General features: G+C 70.8%; 21 protein-coding genes. 10 read left to right on the top strand and 11 right to left on the bottom strand.

Annotation, left to right across the window (positions count from 1 at the left end; all coding sequences use genetic code 11):
* Positions 1-13: 13 nt before the first annotated feature.
* A complete protein-coding gene (locus GTY67_RS29365) occupies positions 14-697 on the bottom strand; it encodes an alpha/beta hydrolase (RefSeq protein WP_093686586.1) in 684 nt (227 codons plus the stop codon).
* 78 nt (positions 698-775) lie between these two features.
* On the opposite strand from GTY67_RS29365, the gene GTY67_RS29360 reads away from it, so the two are divergent.
* Positions 776-1,603, top strand: coding sequence for a chitosanase (locus tag GTY67_RS29360; protein ID WP_161280997.1), 828 nt, complete (start codon positions 776-778; stop codon positions 1,601-1,603).
* Positions 1,604-1,863: 260 nt separating this feature from the next.
* Here GTY67_RS29360 and GTY67_RS29355 read toward each other — a convergent pair whose 3' ends face one another.
* The 10 genes from GTY67_RS29355 to GTY67_RS29310 all read right to left on the bottom strand — a co-directional run bounded on the left by GTY67_RS29355 (position 1,864) and on the right by GTY67_RS29310 (position 11,635).
* Positions 1,864-3,279: a nucleobase:cation symporter-2 family protein gene (locus tag GTY67_RS29355; RefSeq protein ID WP_256062137.1), complete on the bottom strand. Its 1,416-nt coding sequence runs from the start codon at positions 3,277-3,279 to the stop codon at positions 1,864-1,866.
* 451 nt (positions 3,280-3,730) lie between these two features.
* Complete coding sequence (locus GTY67_RS29350) at positions 3,731-5,119, bottom strand: 8-oxoguanine deaminase (RefSeq protein WP_161280995.1); 1,389 nt, start codon at positions 5,117-5,119, stop codon at positions 3,731-3,733.
* A 45-nt stretch (positions 5,120-5,164) separates the two neighbouring features.
* Positions 5,165-6,553 (bottom strand): nucleobase:cation symporter-2 family protein, encoded by a 1,389-nt coding sequence (locus GTY67_RS29345; RefSeq protein ID WP_161280993.1) that lies wholly within the window; start codon positions 6,551-6,553, stop codon positions 5,165-5,167.
* A 68-nt stretch (positions 6,554-6,621) separates the two neighbouring features.
* The gene (gene pucL / locus GTY67_RS29340; protein WP_093686581.1) at positions 6,622-7,545 is read right to left on the bottom strand and encodes a factor-independent urate hydroxylase; all 924 of its coding nucleotides are present in this window, start codon (positions 7,543-7,545) and stop codon (positions 6,622-6,624) included.
* Positions 7,546-7,552: 7 nt separating this feature from the next.
* Positions 7,553-7,942 carry a hydroxyisourate hydrolase gene (gene uraH, locus GTY67_RS29335; RefSeq protein ID WP_093686580.1) on the bottom strand — a complete coding sequence of 130 codons (390 nt, stop codon included), beginning with the start codon at positions 7,940-7,942 and terminating at the stop codon, positions 7,553-7,555.
* A 20-nt stretch (positions 7,943-7,962) separates the two neighbouring features.
* Positions 7,963-8,499: a 2-oxo-4-hydroxy-4-carboxy-5-ureidoimidazoline decarboxylase gene (gene uraD, locus GTY67_RS29330; RefSeq protein WP_161280992.1), complete on the bottom strand. Its 537-nt coding sequence runs from the start codon at positions 8,497-8,499 to the stop codon at positions 7,963-7,965.
* A gap of 164 nt (positions 8,500-8,663) precedes the next feature.
* Positions 8,664-9,062 carry a helix-turn-helix domain-containing protein gene (locus GTY67_RS29325; protein WP_093686578.1) on the bottom strand — a complete coding sequence of 133 codons (399 nt, stop codon included), beginning with the start codon at positions 9,060-9,062 and terminating at the stop codon, positions 8,664-8,666.
* A complete protein-coding gene (locus GTY67_RS29320; protein ID WP_161280990.1) occupies positions 9,059-9,310 on the bottom strand; it encodes a hypothetical protein in 252 nt (83 codons plus the stop codon). The genes GTY67_RS29325 and GTY67_RS29320 overlap by 4 nt, the downstream gene beginning before the upstream one ends.
* A gap of 85 nt (positions 9,311-9,395) precedes the next feature.
* Positions 9,396-10,673 (bottom strand): lactonase family protein, encoded by a 1,278-nt coding sequence (locus GTY67_RS29315; protein ID WP_237502947.1) that lies wholly within the window; start codon positions 10,671-10,673, stop codon positions 9,396-9,398.
* A gap of 122 nt (positions 10,674-10,795) precedes the next feature.
* Positions 10,796-11,635: a GntR family transcriptional regulator gene (locus tag GTY67_RS29310; protein ID WP_161280988.1), complete on the bottom strand. Its 840-nt coding sequence runs from the start codon at positions 11,633-11,635 to the stop codon at positions 10,796-10,798.
* Between the two features lie 279 nt (positions 11,636-11,914).
* Between GTY67_RS29310 and GTY67_RS29305 the strand changes: the two genes are divergently transcribed.
* The 9 genes from GTY67_RS29305 (at position 11,915) to GTY67_RS29265 (ending at position 23,555) form a co-directional block, all read left to right on the top strand.
* The gene (locus GTY67_RS29305; RefSeq protein ID WP_093686576.1) at positions 11,915-13,177 is read left to right on the top strand and encodes an extracellular solute-binding protein; all 1,263 of its coding nucleotides are present in this window, start codon (positions 11,915-11,917) and stop codon (positions 13,175-13,177) included.
* 46 nt (positions 13,178-13,223) lie between these two features.
* Positions 13,224-14,204, top strand: coding sequence for a sugar ABC transporter permease (locus tag GTY67_RS29300; protein WP_161280985.1), 981 nt, complete (start codon positions 13,224-13,226; stop codon positions 14,202-14,204).
* Positions 14,201-15,046 carry a carbohydrate ABC transporter permease gene (locus tag GTY67_RS29295; protein WP_093686574.1) on the top strand — a complete coding sequence of 282 codons (846 nt, stop codon included), beginning with the start codon at positions 14,201-14,203 and terminating at the stop codon, positions 15,044-15,046. Before GTY67_RS29300 ends, GTY67_RS29295 begins: the two co-directional genes overlap by 4 nt.
* 58 nt (positions 15,047-15,104) lie before the next feature.
* Positions 15,105-16,676, top strand: a complete 1,572-nt coding sequence (locus GTY67_RS29290; RefSeq protein WP_161280983.1) for a beta-N-acetylhexosaminidase — start codon at positions 15,105-15,107, stop codon at positions 16,674-16,676.
* Positions 16,677-16,753: 77 nt separating this feature from the next.
* On the top strand, positions 16,754-18,208 hold the full coding sequence (locus GTY67_RS29285) for a cellulose binding domain-containing protein (RefSeq protein WP_093686572.1): 1,455 nt from the start codon (positions 16,754-16,756) through the stop codon (positions 18,206-18,208).
* Positions 18,209-18,447: 239 nt separating this feature from the next.
* Complete coding sequence (locus GTY67_RS29280; RefSeq protein WP_161280981.1) at positions 18,448-19,287, top strand: TIM barrel protein; 840 nt, start codon at positions 18,448-18,450, stop codon at positions 19,285-19,287.
* A gap of 68 nt (positions 19,288-19,355) precedes the next feature.
* Positions 19,356-20,249 (top strand): 2-hydroxy-3-oxopropionate reductase, encoded by an 894-nt coding sequence (locus GTY67_RS29275; protein ID WP_161280979.1) that lies wholly within the window; start codon positions 19,356-19,358, stop codon positions 20,247-20,249.
* Between the two features lie 228 nt (positions 20,250-20,477).
* Entirely contained in the window at positions 20,478-21,935 is a 1,458-nt protein-coding gene (locus GTY67_RS29270) for a catalase (RefSeq protein WP_161280977.1), read from the top strand.
* 576 nt (positions 21,936-22,511) lie between these two features.
* Positions 22,512-23,555, top strand: a complete 1,044-nt coding sequence (locus tag GTY67_RS29265; RefSeq protein WP_161280975.1) for an iron-containing redox enzyme family protein — start codon at positions 22,512-22,514, stop codon at positions 23,553-23,555.
* Positions 23,556-23,577 lie beyond the last annotated feature (22 nt).

Here is a 23,577-nt window from a genome sequence, read left to right as displayed (position 1 = left end):
CGGCCCCGGCCCCTCAGCTGGTGAAGAACTCCGTGATGTGCGCGGCCACCTGGTCGGCCCGGGTCTCGTGCATGCGGTGGCCGCCGGGGACCGTGATCAGCCGGCAGTCCGGGATCAGGGAGGCCATGTCGGCCTGGCGGTCCTGCGGCATCCGGCTCTCCGGGCCGCCGGTGATGATCATCGTGGGGGCGACGATCTCGCCGAGGCCCTCGTCCGCGTCCGGGCCGGGGTCGGCGAGCTGGTCGCGTACGGCGGGCACCGCGTTCTCGTCGTAGTCCACCGGGCCCTCGGGCCGCCCGGCCGGACCCGGGTCGCCGGGGAACGGGGCCGGGGTCTCCACCAGGACCAGCCGCTCCACCCGGTCCGAGTGCTCGTGGGCCAGGATCCGGGCGACGACCCCGCCCATGCCGTGGCCGACCAGGCCCACCCGGTTCAGCTCCAGCTCGTCGAGGAAGCCGACGACGTCCTCGGCCATCAGCTCCAGGTCGTACTCGTCGGGCCAGTCGCTCTCGCCGTGGCCGCGCAGGTCCAGGGCGAAGACCCGCCACTCCTGGCCCAGCAGGGGGCCGGCCGCCTCCCAGTCCGCGGCGGAACCGCCCAGGCCGTGCAGCAGCACGACGGGCGAGCCGAACGGATCGCCCCAGGTCCGGTACGCGAGGCGCACATCGCCGACATCCACAACTGACTGATCTTCCATACCCCTGACGCTACAGCCGCCGGGCGGCCCTCCGCTCCACGGCCCCGGCCGCCACCCCCGGCCTGGCAGGCTGGGCGGGTGAACCGCATCGTCCGCGCCCTGCGCCTCCCCCTCGCCGCCACCCTCCTCACGGCCGCCGCCCTGACCGGCTGCTCCGGATCCGCCTCCGAGGCGGGCGGTACGGAGGCGGGGCTGGCCGACCCGGCGAAGAAGCGGATCGCCATGCAGCTGGTCTCCAGCGCGGAGAACTCCTCGCTGGACTGGGAGGCGCAGTACCCGTACATCGAGGACATCGGCGACGGCCGGGGGTACACGGCGGGCATCATCGGGTTCTGCTCCGGCACCGGTGACCTGCGGAAGGTCGTCGAACGATACGGGAAGGCGCGCCCCGGCAATCCGCTGGAGCGGTTCCTGCCCGCCCTGCGCTCGGTGGAGGGCAGCGACTCGCACGCCGGGCTCGGCGAACCGTTCACGCGGGCGTGGGCGGAGGCGGCGAAGGACTCCGCCTTCCGTGCGGCGCAGGACGCGGAGCGGGACGCCGCCTACTTCGAACCGGCGGTGGAGCAGGCCGAGAAGGACGGGCTGGGGGCGCTGGGGCAGTTCATCTACTACGACGCGTACGTGATGCACGGCTCGGGTGACACGGAGGGCTCGGTCGGGTTCCGGACGATGCGCCGAGAGGCGATGGCGGAGGTCCGGACACCCGCGCGGGGCGGCGACGAGAAGGCGTATCTCAACGCGTTCCTCGACGCCCGCGTGGCCGCGATCGGCCGGGAGCCGTCGCACACGGACACCAGCAGGGTGGAGAGCGCCCAGCGGGTCTTCGTACGGGAGGGGAAGCTCGGGCTGGAGACGCCGTTGCGGTGGAAGGTGTACGGGGACAGCTACCGCATCGACGAGGGCTGACGTACGGCCGAAGCCGCGTATCGAAGGCCGGGGTCCACGGTCGGCACACAACCGAAACGGAGCCAGCCGTCGGCGAGGGCCGGCACACGGCCGAAACCGGGGCCAACCGTCGGCGAAGGCGGGCACACGGCCGAAACCGAGGCCACCCGTCGCCAAGGCCGGCACACGGCCGAAGCCGAGACCGCCCTCGCCAAGGCCGGCACACGGCCGAAGCCCCGTGCGGGGCACGGGGCTTCACCGGACGGCGGGCAGCCGGTACGTCAGTGGACGCCCACCCCGGCGGCCGCCGGGACCACGTGTTCGCCGTCGCGCGACTCCTCGTCCTCCGCGTCCGGCTTGCGGCCGAAGTGGTTGAAGGCGAGGTTCAGCACGATGGCCACCACGCAGCCGGTCGAGATGCCCGAGTCGAGGACGACCAGCAGGCTCTCCGGGAAGGCGTGGTAGAACTGCGGCGCCGCGATCGGGATCAGGCCGATACCGAGGGCCGCCGCCACGATCAGCGCGTTCTCGCCCTTCTCCATCGCGGCGGTGGCCAGGGTCTGGATGCCGCTGGCCGCGACCGTACCGAAGAGGACGATGCCCGCGCCGCCGAGCACCGGCAGCGGTACGAGGGCGATGACGGAGGCGGCGACGGGGACCAGGCCGAGCACGATGAGGATGCCGCCGCCCGCCGCGACGACGAAGCGGCTGCGGATCTTCGTCATGGCGACGAGGCCGACGTTCTGGGCGAAGGCGCTGCACATGAAGCCGTTGAAGACCGGGCTGATGGCGCTGCCGAGGGTGTCGGCGCGCAGGCCGCCCTCGATGATCTTCTCGTCGGCCGGGCGGCCGACGATCTTGCCGAGGGCCAGCATGTCGGCGGTGGACTCGGTCATGCAGACGAGCATCACGATGCACATGGAGATGATGGCGGCGATCTCGAACTGCGGGCCGCCGAAGGCGAACGGCGTCGGGAAGCCGACCACGTCGGCGTTCTTGATGGCGCTGAAGTCGGTGATCCCGGCGGGGATGGCGATCAGAGTGCCGATGACCAGGCCGAGCAGGATCGCGATCTGCTGGAGGAAGCCGCGCAGCAGTTTGCGCAGCGCCAGCACGATCACCAGGGTCACGGCGGCCATGGTGATGTTGGTCATCGAACCGTAGTCGTCCGCCGCCGCGTTGCCGCCCTGGGACCAGTTGAAGGCGACCGGCAGGAGCGAGACGCCTATCAGGGTGATGACGGTGCCGGTGACGACCGGGGGGAAGAACCGCACGAGTTTGCAGAAGTACGGGGCGAGGAGGAAGCCGAGCACGCTCGCGACGATGATCGCGCCGAAGATCACGGCTATGCCCTCGTGCCCCCGGTCCTTGCCGATCGCGATCATCGGGGCCACACCGGCGAACGAGACGCCGTTGACGAAGGGCAGCCGGGCGCCGACCTTCCAGAAGCCGATGGTCTGGAGCAGGGTGGCGATGCCCGCGGTGAAGAGGCTCGCCCCCATCAGGAAGGCGGTCTCCTTGGCGGTGAGGCCGACGGCCGGCCCCACGATGAGCGGCGGGGCCACCACGCCCGCGTACATGGCGGCCACGTGCTGGAGGCCGCTGGTGAACATCTTCAGTGGGGGGAGGGTCTCGTCGACCGGGTGTTTCCGGTCGGCACCTGCTGCTTCTGCTTCTGCGACGGCGTCGGCCGTCACGTCGGGGGCGGCTGCATCTGCGTCTTTGCGAAACCTGGGCTCAGCGGCCACGGCGGTTCCTCCGGTCGGTTACGCGTCGTCGGCGACGCGGGTGTCAGGGAGGTGATGCGTAAGTGGTGCGGCGGTGCTTGCGGCTCTCTCAGGTGGTGCAGGTCGTGCAGAGGGGGGTGCGGAGGGGCGCGCGCACGGTGGGGACGTGCGGGCAGCGTTCATCACCGGTCCGGCGGCGCCCACCATCGGGTGTGCGTCCGCCGGACCGGCTGCCGCGGACCCCGCTCGGGTCCACGGCGGCCGGTCTCGGGCCGTCCCCCTCGACCGGCCGGTCGGGGATACCGCCGGGTGTCGGTGACCGCCCGGCGGTTGGGGGTTCTGCCGGGGGCCGGTGACCGACCGGCGGTTCGGGTTCCGCCGGGGATCGGTGCTGCCCGGCGGTTCGGGGACACCTCCGGGGTCAGGCCCCGGCGGCGATCTGTGCGAGGCGGCGGGCCTCGTCGCGGGTGGTGCGGGCGATGGCGTCCTCGTCCACCGTGGTGAGGTGGTTGCCCTCGACGACCGGCTTGCCGTCGACGAGGGAGAGGGTCACCGGGGCGGCCGCGCCGAAGATGAGCGCGGTCACCGGGTCGGCGATCGAGGAGTGGGCCAGGGTGTCCAGCTTCCACAGGACGAGGTCGGCGAGCTTGCCGGCCTCCAGGGAGCCGATGTGGTCGGCGCGGCCCAGGACCTGGGCTCCGCCGAAGGTCCCGAGGCGCAGGGCCTGGCGGGCGTTGAGGGCGGCCTCGCGGTGGGCGCCGAGGCGGTTGATGAGGAGTGCGTTGCGCAGCTCGGTGTGGAGTTCGCCGGACTCGTTGGAGGCGGTGCCGTCCACGCCGAGGCCTACGGGGACACCGGCGGCGAGCATGTCGGGGACCCGGGCGATCCCGGCGGCGAGGCGGGCGTTGGAGGAGGGGCAGTGGGCGACGCCGGTTCCCGTACGGGCGAAGGCGGCGATGTCGGAGTCGTTCATGTGGACGCAGTGCGCCATCCACACGTCGTCGCCGAGCCAGCCGGTGGACTCGAAGTAGTCGGTCGGGCCCATGCCGAACAGCTCCTTGCAGAACTGCTCCTCCTCGACGGTCTCCGAGCCGTGGGTGTGCAGCCGTACGTTCTTCCTCCGGGCCAACTCGGCGCCCTGGCGCATCAGTTCGGTGGAGACCGAGAACGGGGAGCAGGGGGCGACGGCGACCTGGGTCATGGAGTCGAAGGAGGCGTCGTGGTGGGCGTCGACGGTGGCCTCGGTGGCGGCGAGCGCGCCTTCGAGGGTCTCGACGGCGAAGTCCGGGGGCAGGCCGCCGTCCTTCTCGCTGCGGTCCATGGAGCCCCGGGCGAGGGTGAATCGTACGCCCATCTCGCGGGCGGCCCCGATGATGGCGCCGGACAGGTCGCCGGAGCCCTTCGGGAAGACGTAGTGGTGGTCCATGGCGGTGGTGACGCCGCCGCGGGCCATCATGGCGAGCGAGCCCTGCGCGGCGGCGCGGGCCATCGGCTCGTCGATGCGCGCCCAGGTCGGGTAGAGGGCGACCAGCCAGTTGAAGAGGTTGTGGTCGGTGGCCAGGCCCCGGGTGATCCACTGGTAGAAGTGGTGGTGGGTGTTGACCAGGCCCGGCGTCGCGAGGTGCCCGGTGGCGTCGATGCGCCGGACGACGCCGGTGAGGCCCTCCGGTGCCTGACCGGCGCCGACGGACTCGATGCGGTTGTCCGCCACGACGATGTACCCGGAGGCGTACTCCGTGTCGTGGGCGTCGACGGTGGCGATCGAACAGTTCTCGATGACGGTGCGCTGAGGGTCTGCCGAAGCTGCCATGGTGCTTCCTTCTTCTCTCTGTGGCGATGTGGGCACGGCAGGACCCTAGGAGGATTTGAGTGCCACAGCGGGGCGGCTGTGGGTGCCGAGATGGTGGAAGAACAGGTTGAGCACGACCGCGACCAGCGCTCCCGCGCTGATCCCGGAGCCGAGGACGGTCTGCGCCCAGGCCGGGAATCCGGCGTAGAAGGTGGGCGCGGCGAGCGGGATGATGCCCGCGCCGAGCGCCACCGCGACCAGGATGATGTTGGAGCTGTCGTCGAGTCCGGCCTCGGAGAGCGTACGGATGCCGCTGACCGCGATGGAGCCGAAGAGGACGATGCCGGCGCCGCCGAGGACGGGCATGGGCACGAGCGAGACGACCGCGCCGAGCACCGGGAAGGCGCCGAGGACCAGCAGCGCGCCGCCCGCCGCCGCGACGACGTACCGGCTGCGTACGCGGGTCAGCGAGACGACGCCGACGTTCTGGGCGAAGGCGCTGGTGGGGAAGCCGCCGAAGACCGGGCCGAGGAGGGTGGCGATGCCGTCCGTACGCAGGCCCCGGGTGATCGTACGGCCGTCGGTGCGGCGGTCGCAGATCTCGCCCAGGGCCAGCATGCCGGCCGAGGACTCCGTCATCAGGACGAGCATGACGATGCAGAGGGAGAGGATCGCGGCGGGGTGGAACTCCGGTGCCCCGAAGGCGAAAGGCGTCGGCAGGGCGGCCAGCGGTGCGGACCTCAGCGCGGAGAAGTCGGCGAGTCCGAACGGGATCGCGGCCAGCGTGCCGACGAACATGCCGACCAGCAGGGCGACTTGCTTGAGGAAGCCGCGGCCGAAGCGCTGGATGAGCAGGATGACGACGAGGGTGAAGGCGGCCAGCGCCAGGTACTTCATCGCGCCGAAGTCGGCGGCGGTGGCGTCGCCGCCCTGCGCCCAGGCGACCGGCACGGGCATGAGGGTGACGCCGATGAGGGTGATGACCACGCCCGTGACGAGCGGCGGGAAGAAGCGCAGCAGTCTGCCGAAGAACGGCCCGACCGTCAGGCAGAAGGCTCCGGCGACGAGCACCGCCCCGTAGATCGCGGGGAGTTGGTGGCCGGGCGCGGTGGTCTCGGCGATGGCGAGCATCGGGGCGATACCGGCGGAGGAGGCCGCGTTGACGAACGGCAGCCGGTTTCCGGCGAACGCGCCGAGGCCGATCGTCTGCACGATGGTGGCGAGTCCGGCGATCAGGAGGCTCGCGGCGATGAGCCGGGTCATCCCGGCGGTGTCCAGGCCGACGGCCTGGCCGATGATCAGCGGAGGGGTGACGACGCCCGCGTACATGGCGGCGATGTGCTGGAGCGCGGCGGGAACGAGCCGCGCGGGCGGAAGCTTCTCGTCGCACGGGTGAACTGCCGTGCCGGTAAAGGGTTTCGGGGCTTCGGCCGGCCCCGTTGCAGGCTGTGCCATGGGTGTTTCCTCCGGGATGACCGGGCCCCGCCCGACTGCGGGCGGGCGGGGGCCGGTTCAGTGCCGCGTCAGAGGTTGGTCATGTCGACCGGGATCTTCGGCTCGACGCCGTCCCGGAGCACGGTGGCCTCGATCAGACCGTAGGGACGGTCCGCCGCGAAGTAGACCTCGTTGTCGTTCTTGAGGCCGAACGGTTCGAGGTCCACCAGGAAGTGGTGGTTGTTGGGCAGCGAGAAGCGGATCTCGTCGATCTCGCTGCGGCTGTTGATGATGCGCGAACCCATCTGGTACAGGGTCTGCTGGAGGGAGAGGGAGTACGTCTCGGCGAAGGCCTGGAGCATGTGCTTGCGCGCCTGCTCGTAGGACTTCTCCCAGTTCGGCATGCGCTGCTCGTCGCTGGTCCAGTTGTACCGCCACTTGGCGGAGACGTCGGTCGCCAGGATGCGGTCGTACGCCTCCTTCAGCGTCGTGTACTTGTCCTTGACGTAGCCCCAGAACTCGGAGTTGGTCGAGTTCATCACCGTGAGGTCCTTGAGGCCCGAGATGACCTCCCAGTTCTCACCGTCGTAGGTGATCTGGGTGACGCGGGTCTCCTGGCCCTTGCGGACGAAGGAGTGCTTGACCTCGTCGGCGCCGATGAACCTGGAGTTGCCCTCCGAGGTCGCGATGCGCTCCCAGGCGTACTCCTCGATCCGGATCCGGGCGCGGTGGATCGGCTCCTGCGAGGAGACGAAGTGCCGGGCGAGGTGGATGCCGAACTGCTCGGCGGACTCGATCCCGTGCTCCTTGGCGAACGCGTACACCGTGTTCTTGGTGGTGTCGGTCGGCAGGACGTTGGCGTTGGAGCCGGAGTAGTGGACGTCGTCCATGTCGCCGGAGAGGGCGACCGAGACGTTGAGGTCCTTGATGTGGTGGGTGTCGCCGTCCCGCGTGATCTTTACGACGCGGTTCTCTGCTTTGCCGTACTGGTTCTGGCCGAGAATCGTGGGCATGTCGGTGCTAGCTCCCTCGGTAAACGGAGTAGCCGAACGGGTTGAGCAGCAGCGGTACGTGATAGTGCTCGCCCGGCACGACCGCGAAGGCGATCGTCACTTCCGGGAAGAACGCGCCGCTGTCCCTTACGCGGGGGGCGTCCTGCTGCGCCTCGGCTTGCTTCTTGGAGAAGTACGTCTCGGTGTCGAATTCGAGGCGTACGTGGGTCGTTCCTTCCGGCAGCGCCGGCAGGTCCTTGCAGCGCCCGTCCGCATCCGTCGCGGAGGCTCCGAGCGTCACGTACGGCGAGCCGCCGCCGCTGCGGGCGGCGAGCGAGACGGTGACGGACGCGGCGGGGCGGCCGATGGAGGTGTCCAGGATGTGCGTGGACACCGATGCGGTCGTGTCGGTACTCAAGACCGTCACTCTCCTTGCTCTCAAGAGTCCCGTGCGGGAGCTTCCTCTGCGAGGGTCTCCCGTACGAGACGGGTCAGCCGGATGCGGTTGATCTTGCCCAGTTCGGTGCGCACGATCTCCCGCTCCTGCTCGGGCGAGTTCCCGATCCGGGACTTCACCGCGTCGCGCATCTGCTCACCGGTGGCGCCGGTGGCACAGATCAGGAAGACATGTCCGAACCGCTCCTGGTAGGCCAGGTTCAGTTCGAGCATCTCGGTCTTGAGCTCCTCGGAGGCCCCGGCCATCCCCCGCTGCTCACGGGAGGAGGTCGGGTCACCGGGGATCGGACGCCCGATCGGCGGGTGGCCCGCCATCGCCTCGGCCAGGTCCTCCGCGGTGAGCTCGGCCATGGCGGCGTCGCTCGCGGAGAGCAGGGCTTCCTCGGTGGCGTACGGACGGCCGGCGAGGACGGTCTCTCCCCAGGCCGCACTGGCACAGACCTCGTGCAGTGCGGGGGTGCCCTCGCCGTCCGCCAGGGTGTTGAACCGGGTGAGGCCCGGTGTGGAGCTCGAAGTCACGGGAGCCTCCGTGGCTGTTTTTCGCTGTGCGTTGTTCGGGCTGCGGATAGCTAACGCCCTCCGCAACACGACGTCAACACTTTGTTGAAATCTCGCGAACGGAGAAAGCCGCCGTCCCGGCATGCGGACAGCGGCTTTCCTGTGCGTTCGGCGGGTTCGGCCAACTACTCACCCTTGGCCGAATGTTCCCTGTTGAGATAGTTGTACACGGTGAAGCGGGAGACGCCCAGGGCGCCGGCCACGGTCTCCACTCCGTGTCGTACGGAGAAGGCACCGCGTGCCTCCAGGGTCCGGACGACGGACTGCTTCGCCTTCCGGTCCAGCTCGGCGAGCGGCATCCCGTGCCGTCTCTCCAGCGCGGCGAGGATGTGGTCCAGCGAGTCGGAGAGCTGGGGCAGCCGTACGGCTATGACGTCCCGGCCCTCCCACGCGAGGACCACGTCGTCCGGCTGGGCCTGCTCGGGCCCCAGCAGCTCGGCGCCCATCGCGTCGACGAGCGGCTTGACGGCCGATACGAAGGGGTGGTCGACGGTGACCGGAGCGTGATCGGCGGATTCGGTCACCGTACCTCCTCCCCGATCACGTTGACCTGGAGCGAGACCCGGGTGGCGCCCGAGGCCAGGGTCCGGCGCAGCAGGGAGTCCACGGCGGTGAGCACCTCGTGCGCGCCCCCTTCCGCCGTGTTGCCGAACGGTCCGACGTCCACGGCGTCGAGTTCGGCGCTCTGGATGACCTCGCGGGCCACCACCGCGTGGGCGGGCGCCTCGTCGAGATCGAAGGGCTCGGTGGTGAATTCCACCCTCAAGCGCACTGTGCCTCCCTGATGTCCTCGCCGCGGGTGCGGGCGCGCGGCTCGGCCACGACTGTAACCGCTGGAACGGACCCCGCCCGGGCCGTCACGGCAGGGGCAGGACGCAGACCGCGACCGGCGCCGGGAGCGGGTCGCCCGCCGGGGTCAGGGAGCCGTCGGCGCCGATCCGGAAGGCGGTGACGGTGGAGGAGCGCTGGTTGGCGGCGAAGAGCAGGGAGCTGTCCGGGGAGAGGGCGAGCTGGCGCGGCCAGTCACCGCCGACGGGGACGGTGTCAAGGAGCCGCAGGGCCGCCCCGTCGTCCTCCACCGCGTAACGGGTGAGGCTGTTGGGGCCCCGGTTGGCGAGGTACGCGTACGAGCCGTCGGCGGTGACGACCAGCTGGGCCGGGTAGCCCGTGTCCGCCCCGGTGGACTGCCCAGCGCCCGGGGTGAGGGTTCCGCTCTCGGGGTCGTACGCGCAGACGACCGTGGTGTTGTCCAGCTCGCAGGCCAGGTAGGCGGCGCGCCCACCGGGGTGGAAGGTGAGGTGGCGCGGGCCGGAGCCGGGGGCCAGGGCGGCGCGGGAGACCTCGGTGAGCGTCCCGGCGGAGGTGTCGAGTCGGTACGTGTAGACCGTGTCGGTGCCGAGGTCGACGGCCAGGACGTGGCCGCCGTCCGGCGAGGTGGTGATCTGGTGGGCGTGCGGCCCGTTCTGGCCGGGCCCGGGCGGCGGGGAGCTGTGCGTGACCAGGTCGGTGCGCTCGCCGAGCGAGCCGTCCTCCGCGATCGGGTGCACGGCGACGCTGCCGGAGGTGTAGTTCGCGCTGAGCAGCCAGCGGCCGGACGGGTGGACGGAGAGGTGGGTGGGGCCGGAGCCGCCGGTGGGGCGGGAGCCGAGCACCTCGTACGTCCCGTCCGGCGCGAGCGCCACGGCGGTGACCGCGCCCGCGTCCTGCTCGGCGACCGCGTAGACGGTGGCGCCGGAGGGGTGGAGGGCCAGGTAGGAGGGGTTCTCCACGCCGGTGATCACGGGTCCTGGGGTGATCGCCCCGGTGGCGGTGTCGTACGTGGCGGTCCCGATGCCGGTGCCGCCGCCCTCGGCGGAGGTGTAGGTGCCGAGGAGGAGGGTGCGGGTGGCGGTGGGGGCCGGGGTCCGCCGGACGGCGTGGGCCGGGGTGGTGAGAGCGACGGGGGCGGCAGCCAGGGCGGCGGCTCCCGCGAGCAGGCCGCCGAGGAGGGTCCGGCGGGTGGGGGCGGCGGGGAGGCCGGGGGCGGGGATTTCGGGGTTCGGGCGCGCGGCGCTCGGGCGGCCCGGGCCCGGGAGACCGGAAGGGGAGTTCTCGGCGCTCGGGCGACCGGAGGCAGGGGTGGGTTCGGCGTTCATGCGAGGCACCTCGTGGGGGGATCGGTTGCTTCGGATGTGCCGCCACCCTGGCCCGCCGAGCCCCGAACGGCAAGAGGCGCAACCGGAGTTGCACCGTGCGCAACGCCGTACGGAGCCGAGGCTCAGGCCCCCGCCTGGATGTCCCCCCTGGTGGAGGAGGTGATCGCGTCGCCGTGCGCGAAGTCGCCCGGCGGGATACCCGGGTGGTGGCCCTCCCGGTCCGGGGCGAACTCGGCGGCCGGGCCCAGCGCCAGGCGGGAGACGATCCGGTAGCGGTCGCCCCGGTAGAGCGAGTGGACGTACTCCACCGGACGGCCGGCCGTGTCGGAGGTCAGCCGTTCGAAGAGCAGGGCCGGGGAGAGCTCGGGGACGTCGAGGAGCTTCGCCTCGGCGCGGGTGACGACGGTGGGTTCGATCGCCTGGACCGCCTCGTGGACGTGCACGTCGTGCGTGGTGCGCAGGTGCTCGTAGAGGTCGCCGCTCTCCAGCTCCTGCGCGCTGAGGCCGGGCACCAGTGCGGCCCGGATGTGCAGGTGTTCGATGGCCATCGGCGCCCCGTCGACCAGCCGCAGCCGGGCCACGTAGACGATCTCGGCGGCGGGTGACATCCGCAGCTTCCGGCCGACCCGGGCCCCCGCCTGGAGGGTGGTGAACTCCAGCAGCCGACTGGACCAGGCGCCCGCCGCCTGCGGCACGGTCAGCGACCGGTCCCCCGCCACCAGCTCCTGGGTGATCTTGGCGGGCGCGACGAACATCCCCCGGCCGTGCTCGCGCACCAGGAGCCCCGCGGCGACCAGCTCGTCGACCGCCGCGCGCACGGTGGGCCGCGACACGCCCAGCAGGGAGCACAGGGCCCGCTCCGAGGGGATCGCGTCGCCGGGGCTGCGCGACTCGATCAGCTCCAGCACGGCATCGCGCGTCCGCTCCCGCTTGAGCACCGTCCCCGGCACATCCGCGTCCATGCGCTCCCCTCCCGACGGGTTGGCTTTTCTTACCAGTTGACCGGTCTGCCGACCCAACTGGCCTGCTGGTCAGGCGAAGTGTAGCGCTTGCCGCAACCGGTCAGGGCGCTCGCGTTACGCACAGATCACCAAATCGCCTTCGTACGCAGGGGGTTGACGCCCTCATTGGTCTATGCCACCTTCAACCCCCATCGAGAGGTGAGCTGTCCAGTGGGCATCACTGGTCAGGTGGTCAGGTCGGACTCAGGTCGGACTCAGTTCTGCTTTCCGAGGTGAACCGTGAAGTACCGCTTGCTTGCCGGTGGGTCCGTGCTCGTTCTGGCCGCCGCGCTCAGTTCCTGTAGTCCGCCGTCCGACTCCGCGAGCGGGGACGGGCGGACGAGGGTGGATGTCTGGCTGATGCGCGACAGCGTCTCGGACACCTTCCAGAAGGAGTTCACGGCCGACTTCGCCAAGCGCCACCCCGAGATCGATGTGAAGATCCAGATCCAGGAGTGGGACGGCATCGGCCAGAAGATCACCGCCGCCCTGGCCAGCAACGACGCCCCGGACGTCATCGAGGCGGGCAACACCCAGGTGGCGCAGTTCGCCGAGAGCGGCGGGCTTCTCGACCTCAGCGACCGCAAGGACGAGCTGAACGGCGAGGACTGGCTGAGCGGGCTCGCGGAGCCGGGGGCGTACGAGGGGAAGCAGTACGGCATCCCGTACTACGCGGCCAACCGGGTGGTCATCCACCGCACCGACCTCTTCGAGAAGGCGGGCATCGACGCGAAGGCGATCAAGACCCGCGAGCAGTGGATCGACGCCACCACCAAGCTCAACACGGGCGGTACGCAAGGCATCTACCTGCCCGGGCAGATGTGGTACGCGCTGGCCGGCTTCATCTGGGACGAGGGCGGCGACCTCGCCACCGAGTCCGGGGGGAAGTGGTCCGGCGCGCTGGACACCCCCGAGGCCCTGCGCGGCATGCAGTTCTACGAGGAGCTCCAGGCGCTCGGCAAGGGGCCCAAGGACTCCGACGAGGACGACCCGCCGCAGGCCGAGGTGATGGCGCAGGGGCAGGTGGCCCAGGTCATCTCCACCCCGGGCGGGGCCAACGTCATCGTGGAGAAGAACCCCGGACTCAAGGGCAAGCTCGCCTTCTTCCCGATCCCGGGCAAGACCGCGGACACCCCCGGCGCGGTCTTCACCGGCGGCTCCGACCTCGTCGTACCGGCGGCGGCCGCCCATCCCGAGGAGGCGGTCACCTTCATCAAGGAGCTGACCGGGGACACCTGGCAGAAGAAGCTCGCCGTCGCCATGAGCTACGTACCCAACCGCACCTCGCTCGCCTCCGCCGTGGCCGATGACCCGGGGGCGGCGGCGATGGCGGTCGGCGCCGCCAACGGCCACGCCACGCCCAACACCCCGGGGTGGGCGGCGGTCGAGGCGGAGAACCCGATCAAGGACTACATGACGGCCGTGCTCACCGGGCGCGATCCGGCCAAGGAGGCGGCGAAGGCCTCGCAGGACATCACCCGGGCCATGAACGCCGGTTCTTGACCCGCCCCTCCCCGCCCGATCACCAGCCACAGGAAGGAGGCGTACCGTGCCGGTCGTCGCCGAACGGACCCCAGCACCCCGCACATCCAGGTGGCGACCGGCCCCGCGCCCCGCCGTACGCACCAAGCCGACGGGCCGGGCGCACAGCCTCTGGCCGTACGCGCTGATCGCCCCCGCCGTCGGCGGCATGCTCTATCTGCTGGTCTATCCGCTGGTGCGGGCCGTCCTGATCTCCTTCCAGGACTTCCGGCTGCGCCAACTGATCAGCGGTGACGCGGAGTTCGTCGGGCTGCGGAACTACCGGACGCTGCTGTCGGACCCTCGGTTCTGGGAGGTGGTCCGCCGCACCTTCCTCTTCATGGCGGTCAACGTCGTCCTGATCATGGTGATCGCGACGCTGGTCGCCCTGATGGTGGAGCGGCTGCGGCGGGTGGGGCGGACGGTGGTGCTCTGCTCGCTGGTGCTGGCCTGGGCGATGCCGGTGGTGGCGGCGACGACGGTGTTCCAGTGGCTGTTCCACTCGGAGTTCGGCATCGTCAACTGGGCGCTGACCTCGATCGGCCTCGAATCCTTCGAGCGCTATCCCTGGTTCGCCGACGGGACCGCCGCGTTCGCCATCCTGGTGACGCTGATCGTCTGGCAGTCGGTGCCGTTCGCCGCGATCACCCTGTACTCCGCGCTGACGACCGTGCCGCCGGAGCTGTACGAGTCGGCGCGGCTGGACGGGGCGGGGGCGGGGCGGATCTTCCGCTCGGTGACCTTCCCGATGCTCCGGCCGATCTTCCTGCTGGTCTTCTCGCTGGAGGTGATCTGGACGTTCAAGGCGTTCGTCCAGATCTGGGTGATGACCCGGGGCGGACCGGGCGACGCCACCACGATCCTGCCGGTCTACGCGGTGCAGACGGCCCTCTCCAGCCAGCGGTACGACCTGGGTTCGGCCGCCTCGATGATCACCGTGGTCCTGATGTCCGGGGTGCTCGTCCTCTACTTCCGCCAGATGTTCCGCCAGGAGGACGAGACCCGATGAACCCGCGTACCGCACGCCCGCGCCTTCGCCGGCTGCCGCTGAACATCGCCGCCGCCGTGACCGTCGTCGTCTGCCTCTTCCCCGTGTACTGGATGATCTCCACGGCGTTCAAGCCGTCCAAGGACATCCAGTCGGCCGACCCGCAGCTCTTCCCGCACACCTGGACGCTGACCCACTTCCAACGGGCCGTGGACGCCGACGGGTTCGCCCTGTTCTGGCGCAACAGCATCCTCGTCACGCTGGGGGCCGTCCTGCTCGCGCTGCTGGTGGCGCTGGGCGCGGCGTTCGCCGTGGCGCGGATGCGGTGGAAGGGCCGGCGGCAGTTCATGCTGATGGTCTTCATCGCGCAGATGGCGCCCTGGGAGTCGCTGATCATCCCGATCTACATCATCTCCCGGGACACCGACATGCTGGACCGGCTGCCGACGCTGACGCTGATCTACTTCATGATCACGCTGCCGTTCACCATCGTGGTGCTGCGCGGCTTCATCGGGACCATCCCGCCGGAGCTGGAGGAGGCCGCCCAGGTCGACGGCTGCACCCGGACCGGGGCGTTCCGGCGGGTGGCGATGCCGCTGCTGGCGCCGGGGCTGATGGCCACCTCGCTGTTCGGCTTCATCACCGCGTGGAACGAGTTCGCCTACGCCAACTTCCTGATCATCAAGCAGCAGGACAACCGGACCCTGCCGGTCTGGCTGTCGTCCTTCCAGAACACCTTCGGCACCGACTGGGGCGCCACGATGGCCGCCTCGACGCTCTTCGCGCTGCCCGCCCTGGTGATCTTCCTGCTGCTCCAGCGCCATGTCACCTCCGGCTTCGCCGCCGGTGCCGTCAAGGGCTGAGTGGCCGGGCCACCCGCGCCCACCCCCCGTAAGCCCGCGAACCGAACCCGGAGACCCCGTGCCCGCATCGCGCCCCGACCTCGCCCTCCTCCCCCGGCCCAGCAGGATCTCCTCGCTGGGCGGACGGCTCACCCTCGACCGCGACACCACCGTCCGTGCTCTCCCGGGCGCCGAACCGGCCGCCGCCCTGCTGCGCTCGCTGGTCGGCCCGGCCGCCGGGCTGCCGCTGGCCCCGTCGCCGGAGGGCCGGATCGTGCTCGCCCTGGACGGTCAGCTCGGCGGGCTCGGCGAGGAGGGGTACGGCCTCACCGTGGGCCCGCAGGCGCTCCTGCTGCGCGCCGCCCACCCGACCGGGCTGCTCCGGGGAGTCCAGACGGTCCGTCAACTCCTGCCCGCCGAGGCCCTGTCGGGCGGGGCGCGGGACACCGGCTCCTGGGAGCTGCCGTGCGTCGAGATCACCGACGTACCGGACCGGCCCTGGCGCGGGGCGATGCTGGACGTGGCGCGGCACTTCCGGCCGATCGGCTATCTGCGCCGGTACGTCGACCTGTTGGCGCTGCACAAGCTGAACGTCCTGCACCTCCACCTCACCGACGACCAGGGCTGGCGGATGCCGGTCGCCGCCTACCCCCGGCTGACCTCGGTCGGGGCGAGGCGGGCCCGGTCGCAGCGGGGGCCGAGCGGGACGGGCGGGGTGCACTTCGACGACGTACCGCATGAAGGGGCGTACACCAAGGGGGAGTTGCGGGGGCTCGTGCGGTACGCGGCGGAGCGCGGGGTCACCGTCGTGCCGGAGATCGAGATGCCCGGCCATGTGCGGGCCGCGCTCGCCGCCTATCCGGAGCTGGGCAACGACCCGGGACGGAAGCTGGACGTCTGGGACCGCTGGGGCGTGTGCGACACGGTCCTCGGTGTGCACGAGGAGGTCTTCACCTTCTGCCGGGCGGTGCTGGAGGAAGTCATGGACGTCTTCCCGTCGCCGTACATCCACATCGGGGGCGAGGAGTGCCCGACCACCGAGTGGGAGAACAGCCCGGCCGCCCGGGAGCGTGCGGCGGCCGAGGGGCTCGCGGACGCGGCCGCCCTGCACGGCTGGTTCATGGGCCGGATCGGCGCGTTCCTCGTGGAACGCGGGCGGATCCCGCTCGGCTGGGCCGAGACCGGCACCGAACTCCCCCTGGACTTCACGGTGATGACCTGGCGCGACCCCTCCCACGCACTGGCCGCCGCCCGCCGCGGCCACCAGGTCGTCGCCGCCCACCACCGGGCCACCTACCTCGACTACGCCCAGTCCGGCGACCCGTCCGAACCGGTCGCCCAGCCCGGCGCCCCCGTCACCCTGCACGCGGTCCACGGCCACGAGCCCGCGCCCGCCGAGTGGGCGGAGACCGAACGGGCCCGGGTGCTCGGGACCCAGGCCCAGCTGTGGACCGAGTACGTCCGCACGCCCGAGGAGATCGAATACCTCAGCTACCCGCGGCTCTGCGCGCTGGCCGACCGTTCCTGGTCCGGCGGGCGCGGCGACTGGCCGGGGTTCGTCGGGCGGCTGCGCCACCACACCGCCCGACTGGACGCCCTCGGCGTCCCCTACCGCCCGCTGGACGCACGGTCGCTCGCGGCGGCCACCTGACGCGTCCCCGCCCTCAGGAACAGCGCGACCCCACTCGTCACCACTCCCCCACCACCGTTCCGGAGAGGAACCCACCCGTGACCACATCACGCAGGAATCCACGCGGCCGCAGGTCCAGGCTCCGCACCGCCGCAGCCTCGGCCGCCGCCGTGGCCCTGGCCGCCACCGGGCTCGCGGCCCTGCCGTCCTCGGCCAGCGCCGCGGCGGACGGGATCGTCGTCCAGTACCGTACGAGCGCGTCCGGTGCGAGCGCCGACCAGAGCGAGCCGTGGCTGAAGGTGCGCAACGCCGGTGCCACCTCCGTACCGCTGAGCAGTGTCAAGGTGCGGTACTACTTCAAGGCCGACTCGGCCTCCGCCGCCTACCGGTTCGCCTGTTCCTGGGCGGTGAAGGGGTGCGCGAACATCACCGGCACGTTCGGGACGCTCGCCAACCCGACGGCCACCGCCGACCGGTACCTGGAGATCGGCTTCACCCCGGGCGCGGGCTCGCTGGCGCCGGGGGCGGACACCGGGGACATGCAGCTCCGCTTCCACCAGGCCTCCTGGGCCTCGCTCATCCAGTCCGACGACTACTCCTTCGGCCCGGACCGGACCACGTACGGCGACTGGCCCAAGGTGACGGCGCAGGTGAACGGGGCGACCGTGTGGGGCGAGGCGCCCGGGGGCAACGGGCCGACCGACCCGCCGGACCCCACGGACCCGCCCACCGACCCGCCGGGTGACGGGGCACGGCTGTTCGACGACTTCAACTACAGCTCGCACACCGACCCGAAGATCAACGCCAACGGCTGGAGCGTACGGTCCAACTCCGGCGGTCCCGGGGTGCCGGGGGCGACCTGGGCGCCCGAGAACGTCACCTTCGCCTCGCAGAGCGGCAATTCGGTGATGAACCTGGAGACCTCCACCGCCGGGACGGGGGCCTCGACCAAGCACACCGAGATCCTGACGCGGTCGATGAAGTTCAAGAACGGGACGTACGCGTCCCGGGTGAAGTTCAGCGACGCGCCGCGCTCGGGTCCTGACGGCGACCGGATCGTGCAGACGTTCTTCACGATCAACGACCTCACGGCGCCGATGGCGGACGACTACGCGGAGTACGACTTCGAGTATCTGCCCAACGGCGGCTGGGGCGAGCCGGCCAACATCCTCTACACGACCTCGTGGGAGACCTACCGGCCCGACCCGTGGGAGGCGGTCAACGCGCACAGCGAGGTCCGGGCGTCGTACGCGGGCTGGCACGACCTGGTGGTGACCATCGACAACAACCAGATCACGTACTACGTCGACGGCCAGCACTTCGGGACGCACGGGGCGGCCTTCCTGCCCGAGCGGCCGATGTCGATCAACTTCAACCAGTGGCTGATCGACCTGGAGGGGCAGCCGAGCACCACGCCGCGCGCCTACGACCAGCAGGTGGACTACGTCCTGCATGTGAAGGACCAGGTGCTCACCCCGGCGCAGGTGAACGCGCTGGTCGGGTCGTACCGCAGTGCGGGGAAGACCTTCGAGGACACGGTGCCGGGCAGCTAGGAGCGGGACGTACGGCGTGAGAGCCGGGCGGGGCGGGGGTCGACGGCGGCCCCCGCCCCGCTTTCGTATGCCCGAAGGGGCTGCTGGGAGGAGTTCGAAGGCGCCCGCGCCACCGATTCCGTACGCCGCCGACCTGGGCGAATTTTGCTCCACCCCCTTGACAGCCCCGCCACCCCCCAGGCAATCTTCCGTTAAGCAGAAACTAACTTCCGCAATACGGAAGGAGCGCCGAAACCCTCATGGGATACCCGGACCAGCGCTTCGATGTGAACCTTTCGATCCTCTTCACGGAACTCCCGCTCCTGGAGCGCCCCGCGGCAGCCGCCGCGGCGGGCTTCACGGCGGTCGAGCTGTGGTGGCCCTGGATCGAGACCCCCACCCCGCCGCAGGCCGAACTCGACGCCCTCAAGAAGGCACTCGACGACGCCGGCACCCAGCTGGTGGGGCTGAACTTCTACGCCGGACAGCTGCCCGGCCCCGACCGCGGCGCGCTCTCCGTGCCCGGCCCGGAGTCGGACCGCTTCCGGGCCAACATCGAGGTGGCGGCCGACTTCGCCGCCTCGGTCGGCTGCACGGCGCTCAACGCGCTGTACGGCAACCGCGTCGAGGGCGCGGACCCGCAGGTGCAGGACGCGCTCGCCCTGGAGAACCTGGTGCTGGCCGCCCGTGCGGCGGACCGCATCGGGGCGATCCTCCTCGTCGAGACCCTCAACAAGCCGGAGTCGCCGCTCTATCCGCTGGTCAGCGCACCGGCCGCGATCGAGGTCGTCGACAAGGTCAACGCGGCGACGGGTCTGGGGAACGCCAAGTTCCTGCTGGACCTGTACCACCTGTCGATGAACGGCGAGGACCTGAGCCAGGTCATCAAGGCGTACGCCGCGAAGACCGGCCACGTCCAGATCGCCGACAACCCGGGCCGCGGCGCGCCGGGCACCGGCACGCTCCCGCTGGAGCGGCTCCTCGACGAGCTGAAGGACGCCGGTTACGCCGGCTGGGTCGGCCTGGAGTACAAGCCGGGCGACCGCCCGAGCGCGGAGTCCTTCGACTGGCTCCCGGCCTCCGCCCGAGCAGCCGGCTGACCGGCCCGGTCCACGACGGGGCGAGCCCAACCCCCTTACGTACACACGTTTTTCAGGAAGGCACCCTCATGAGCAACAACCTCCCCAAGGTCGCCTGGATCGGTCTCGGCATCATGGGCTCCCCCATGTCGGAGAACCTGATCAAGGCCGGTTACTCCGTCACCGGCTACACCCTGGAGCAGGCCAAGATCGACCGGCTGGTCGCGGCCGGCGGCACCGGCGCCTCCTCGATCGCGGAGGCGGTCAAGGACGCGGATGTCGTCATCACGATGGTGCCCGCGTCCCCGCAGGTCGAGGCCATCGCCTACGGCCCCGACGGCATCCTGGAGAACGCCAAGCGCGGGGCGCTGCTGGTGGACATGTCCTCGATCACCCCGCAGACCTCGGTGGACCTCGCCAAGAACGCGGCCGAGAAGGGCATCCGGGTCCTGGACGCGCCGGTCTCCGGCGGTGAGGCCGGGGCCATCGAGGCGGTGCTGTCCATCATGGTCGGCGGTGAGCAGGCGGACTTCGACGCCGCGAAGCCGCTCCTGGAGGCGCTCGGCAAGACCATCGTGCTCTGCGGGCCGCACGGCTCCGGCCAGACGGTGAAGGCGGCCAACCAGCTGATCGTCGCGGTCAACATCCAGGCGTGCGCCGAGGCCGTGGTCTTCCTGGAGAAGTCCGGGGTGGACCTGGCCGCCGCGCTGGACGTGCTCAACGGCGGGCTGGCCGGGTCGACCGTGCTGACCCGCAAGAAGGACAACTTCCTGAAGCGGGACTTCGCCCCCGGCTTCCGGATCGACCTGCACCACAAGGACATGGGCATCGTGACCGACGCCGCCCGCAACGTCGGCGCCGCCCTGCCCGTCGGCGGTGTGGTCGCCCAGCTGGTCGCCTCGCTGCGCGCCCAGGGCGACGGCGGGCTGGACCACTCGGCGCTGCTGCGCTCGGTGGAGCGGCTCTCCGGTTCCCAGGTCTGACCTCCCCCGGCTCCGCAAGGAGCCCCTGGCCTCGTACGGGGCCACGGCCCGCACGACGGGCCCCCTGATCTCCGGGCCGCGGTGGCGCTGACACCTGTCCTGTCGCGCCCAGGCGCTGCCGCGGCCCGGAACCACACACTTCGTTTTCAACAAACTGTTGACGTTGTCTCGCGGCGAATCTACGCTCCTCAAGCCGTCAGCAGCTCGTACGAAAGGTCATCCCGCCACATGGCTAAGCGTGTGCTCACGACCGAGTCAGGCGCCCCGGTCGCCGACAACCAGAACTCCGCCACCGCCGGTGTCGGTGGACCGATCCTCCTCCAGGACCAGCACCTCCTGGAGAAGCTCGCCCGCTTCAACCGTGAGCGCATCCCGGAGCGCGTGGTCCACGCCCGTGGCTCCGGCGCGTACGGCTACTTCGAGGTGACCGACGACGTCACCGGCTTCACCCGCGCCGACTTCCTCTCCGAGGTGGGCAAGCGCACCGAGACCTTCATCCGCTTCTCCACCGTCGCCGACTCCCTCGGTGGCGCGGACGCGGTCCGCGACCCGCGCGGCTTCGCCCTCAAGTTCTATACGAACGAGGGCAATTACGACCTGGTCGGCAACAACACCCCGGTGTTCTTCATCAAGGACCCGATCAAGTTCCCCGACTTCATCCACTCGCAGAAGCGCGACCCGTTCACGGGCCGTCAGGAGCCGGACAACGTCTGGGACTTCTGGGCGCACTCCCCCGAGGCGACGCACCAGGTCACCTGGCTGATGGGCGACCGGGGCATCCCCGCCTCGTACCGCCACATGAACGGCTACGGCTCGCACACCTACCAGTGGACGAACGCCGAGGGCGAGGCCTTCTTCGTCAAGTACCACTTCAAGACCAACCAGGGGGTGCGCTCCCTCTCCGCCGAGCAGGCCGCCGAGCTGGTCGGCAAGGACGCCAACTCGCACCAGACGGACCTGCTCCAGGCCATCGAGCGGGGCGTCAACCCGTCCTGGACGCTGTACGTCCAGGTGATGCCGGCCGCCGAGGCCGCGGACTACCGGTTCAACCCGTTCGACCTCACCAAGGTGTGGCCGCACGCCGACTACCCGCTCCAGCGGGTCGGCCGGCTGGTCCTGGACCGGAACCCGGACAACGTCTTCGCCGAGGTGGAGCAGGCCGCGTTCTCGCCGAACAACTTCGTGCCCGGCATCGGCCCGTCCCCGGACAAGATGCTCCAGGGCCGGCTCTTCGCCTACGCGGACGCGCACCGCTACCGGCTGGGCGTCAACCACACCCAGCTGCCGGTCAACGCCCCCAAGGCGGCCGAGGCCGACAACTACGGCCGTGACGGGCTGCACGCCACGCGGTACGGCTCGCGCCACGACAAGAACTACGAGCCCAACTCGTACGCCGGTCCGGCCCAGACCGGCGCCGCGCTCGGCTCCCCGCTGGCGATCCACGGCTGGACGGGCACCCACGAGGCCCCCGCCCACGCCAAGGACGACGACTTCTTCCAGGCGGGCGAGCTCTTCCGGCTGATGTCGGAGGACGAGAAGGGCCGCCTGGTCGCCAACATCGCCGGAGGCCTCGCGCAGGTCACCCGTGACGACGTGATCGAGAAGAACCTCGCCCACTTCCACGCCGCCGACGCCGACTACGGCAAGCGCGTCGAGGAGGCCGTCCGCGCCCTGCGCGAGGACTAGGGCGCGTCCGGCGGATCAGGGCGGACACACCCTGAGCCTCCCCCACAGACCCTGCCCGCACCGCGCACCCGGATGAGGGGTGCCGCGCGGCGCGGGCAGGACGACGAGGCCGCGGCGGCTGTGCGATGCCAGTGCGGTGGTGAAGGATCCGGGGACCGTCTTCTGACCTGAAGGAGACGCCCTCACCCGGCTCCGATCGCCGCCGCCGCGGTCCCTGTCATACCGAGCACCACACCTCCATCACCCCTGAACGAGGGCGCGGAGTACGGATACGGTCCCGTACTGCGCGCCCTCTTTGCCATGCCTTGACCGGGGTGCCGGGCGCCTTCCCACGCGCCCCGCCCGATGGCTCGAATCCGTATAGACCGCGTACAGAGTCTGCCCAGAGACCTGCGTGCAGTATGGGCGGCGCATTGACCGCGTCTGCCGTTCTGGCACACACCCTGCCCGGCGCCTCGAAGGCCGTGTGCGGTGCGACCCCCTTCCTCCTCCCCCTCTCTCCTCAGCGCGACAGACGGCTACCCGCACGGCACGTACGGCACGTCACAGTCATCAGGTGAATCCAAGGGGAAGCAGATGCCCGAAGTTGGTACCTCCCGGGCCGGGACCGAGCCCGCCACCCGCTATCTGGCCACCGTCGACGAGGTCACCGCGATCCTCGCGACGGCGGCCGACAAGGTCGACTCGCAGTTCGCGGGCGATGCGCGCACCGCCCTGCTCGGCCGGGTGGCCGAGATCAACAAGGCGGCGGCCGACGACCAACAGGCTTTGTACGCGCAGCAGTTCCTCCTCGACCGGGTCTACCGGCTGCACACCAAGCTGACGGACCAGGAGACCGCCGAGGGCTCGGTCGTCGTGCACGAGATCGGCCGGCAGCTGGAGGCCGCGACCGCCGAGGCGCAGGACCGGCTGATCGAGCCGGGGCTGCTGGAGGAGGCGCCCACCGAGCCGCGGGCCTACCTCTCCTGGCTGAAGAAGACCGCGCGTGAGCACCGGGTCTACAAGCACCCCTACTACCACGAGTTCATCCGCGACCGGGCCACCGAGTCCGACCTGCGCAACTACGTGATGCAGGAGTCCGTGGTCGACGGCCGCTTCGACGATCTGCTGGCGATGATGCAGGTCGGCACGGCGGGTGCGGCGAAGATGGAGATCGCCTCCAACTTCTGGGACGAGATGGGCAACGGGGACCACGCCCAGGTCCACACCACCCTCTTCAACAAGATCTTCGAGGTCTTCGAGATCCCGGACGAGGAGCTGGAGCGCTCGCTCACCGCCAACTCGCTCCTCAACGGCAACCTGGCCGTCCTGCTGTGCCGTTACCGCGCCCTGTACCCGGAGGCCGTCGGCTACCTGGGGATGACCGAGTGGATGGCGCCGGACCGGTTCGTCCAGGTCGTGCACGCCTGGGAGCGGCTCGGCCTGCCCGACGTCGGCATCGTCTACCACCGGCTGCACATCACCATCGACTCCCAGCACGCCCAGGGCTGGTTCCACAACGTGGTGCTGCCCGCCGCCGAGTCCCCCCGGATGCGCCGGGCCATCGCCCGCGGCATCCTGTGGCGCCTCAACTCCTCGGCGACGTACCTGGACGAGCGCATGCCGTCGGTCACCGCCTGACATTCCGCCACCACCCACCAGG

Origin of the sequence: Streptomyces sp. SID8374 (assembly GCF_009865135.1) — a bacterium.
Taxonomy (GTDB): Bacteria; Actinomycetota; Actinomycetes; order Streptomycetales; family Streptomycetaceae; genus Streptomyces.
The sequence above is the reverse complement of the archived record's forward strand: the minus strand, read 5'-3'. Positions and strand labels throughout refer to the sequence as shown.

Bases quoted from the DNA above. Each gene is read 5' to 3' on its own strand.
- GTY67_RS29365 (WP_093686586.1), bottom strand. From the start codon at position 697: ATGGAAGATCAGTCAGTTGTGGATGTCGGCGATGTGCGCCTCGCGTAC.
- GTY67_RS29350 (WP_161280995.1), bottom strand. From the start codon at position 5,119: ATGGCAGCTTCGGCAGACCCTCAGCGCACCGTCATCGAGAACTGTTCG.
- GTY67_RS29345 (WP_161280993.1), bottom strand. From the start codon at position 6,553: ATGGCACAGCCTGCAACGGGGCCGGCCGAAGCCCCGAAACCCTTTACC.
- pucL (WP_093686581.1), bottom strand. From the start codon at position 7,545: ATGCCCACGATTCTCGGCCAGAACCAGTACGGCAAAGCAGAGAACCGC.
- GTY67_RS29315 (WP_237502947.1), bottom strand. From the start codon at position 10,673: ATGAACGCCGAACCCACCCCTGCCTCCGGTCGCCCGAGCGCCGAGAAC.
- GTY67_RS29310 (WP_161280988.1), bottom strand. From the start codon at position 11,635: ATGGACGCGGATGTGCCGGGGACGGTGCTCAAGCGGGAGCGGACGCGC.
- GTY67_RS29295 (WP_093686574.1), top strand. From the start codon at position 14,201: ATGAACCCGCGTACCGCACGCCCGCGCCTTCGCCGGCTGCCGCTGAAC.
- GTY67_RS29280 (WP_161280981.1), top strand. From the start codon at position 18,448: ATGGGATACCCGGACCAGCGCTTCGATGTGAACCTTTCGATCCTCTTC.
- GTY67_RS29275 (WP_161280979.1), top strand. From the start codon at position 19,356: ATGAGCAACAACCTCCCCAAGGTCGCCTGGATCGGTCTCGGCATCATG.
- GTY67_RS29270 (WP_161280977.1), top strand. From the start codon at position 20,478: ATGGCTAAGCGTGTGCTCACGACCGAGTCAGGCGCCCCGGTCGCCGAC.
- GTY67_RS29265 (WP_161280975.1), top strand. From the start codon at position 22,512: ATGCCCGAAGTTGGTACCTCCCGGGCCGGGACCGAGCCCGCCACCCGC.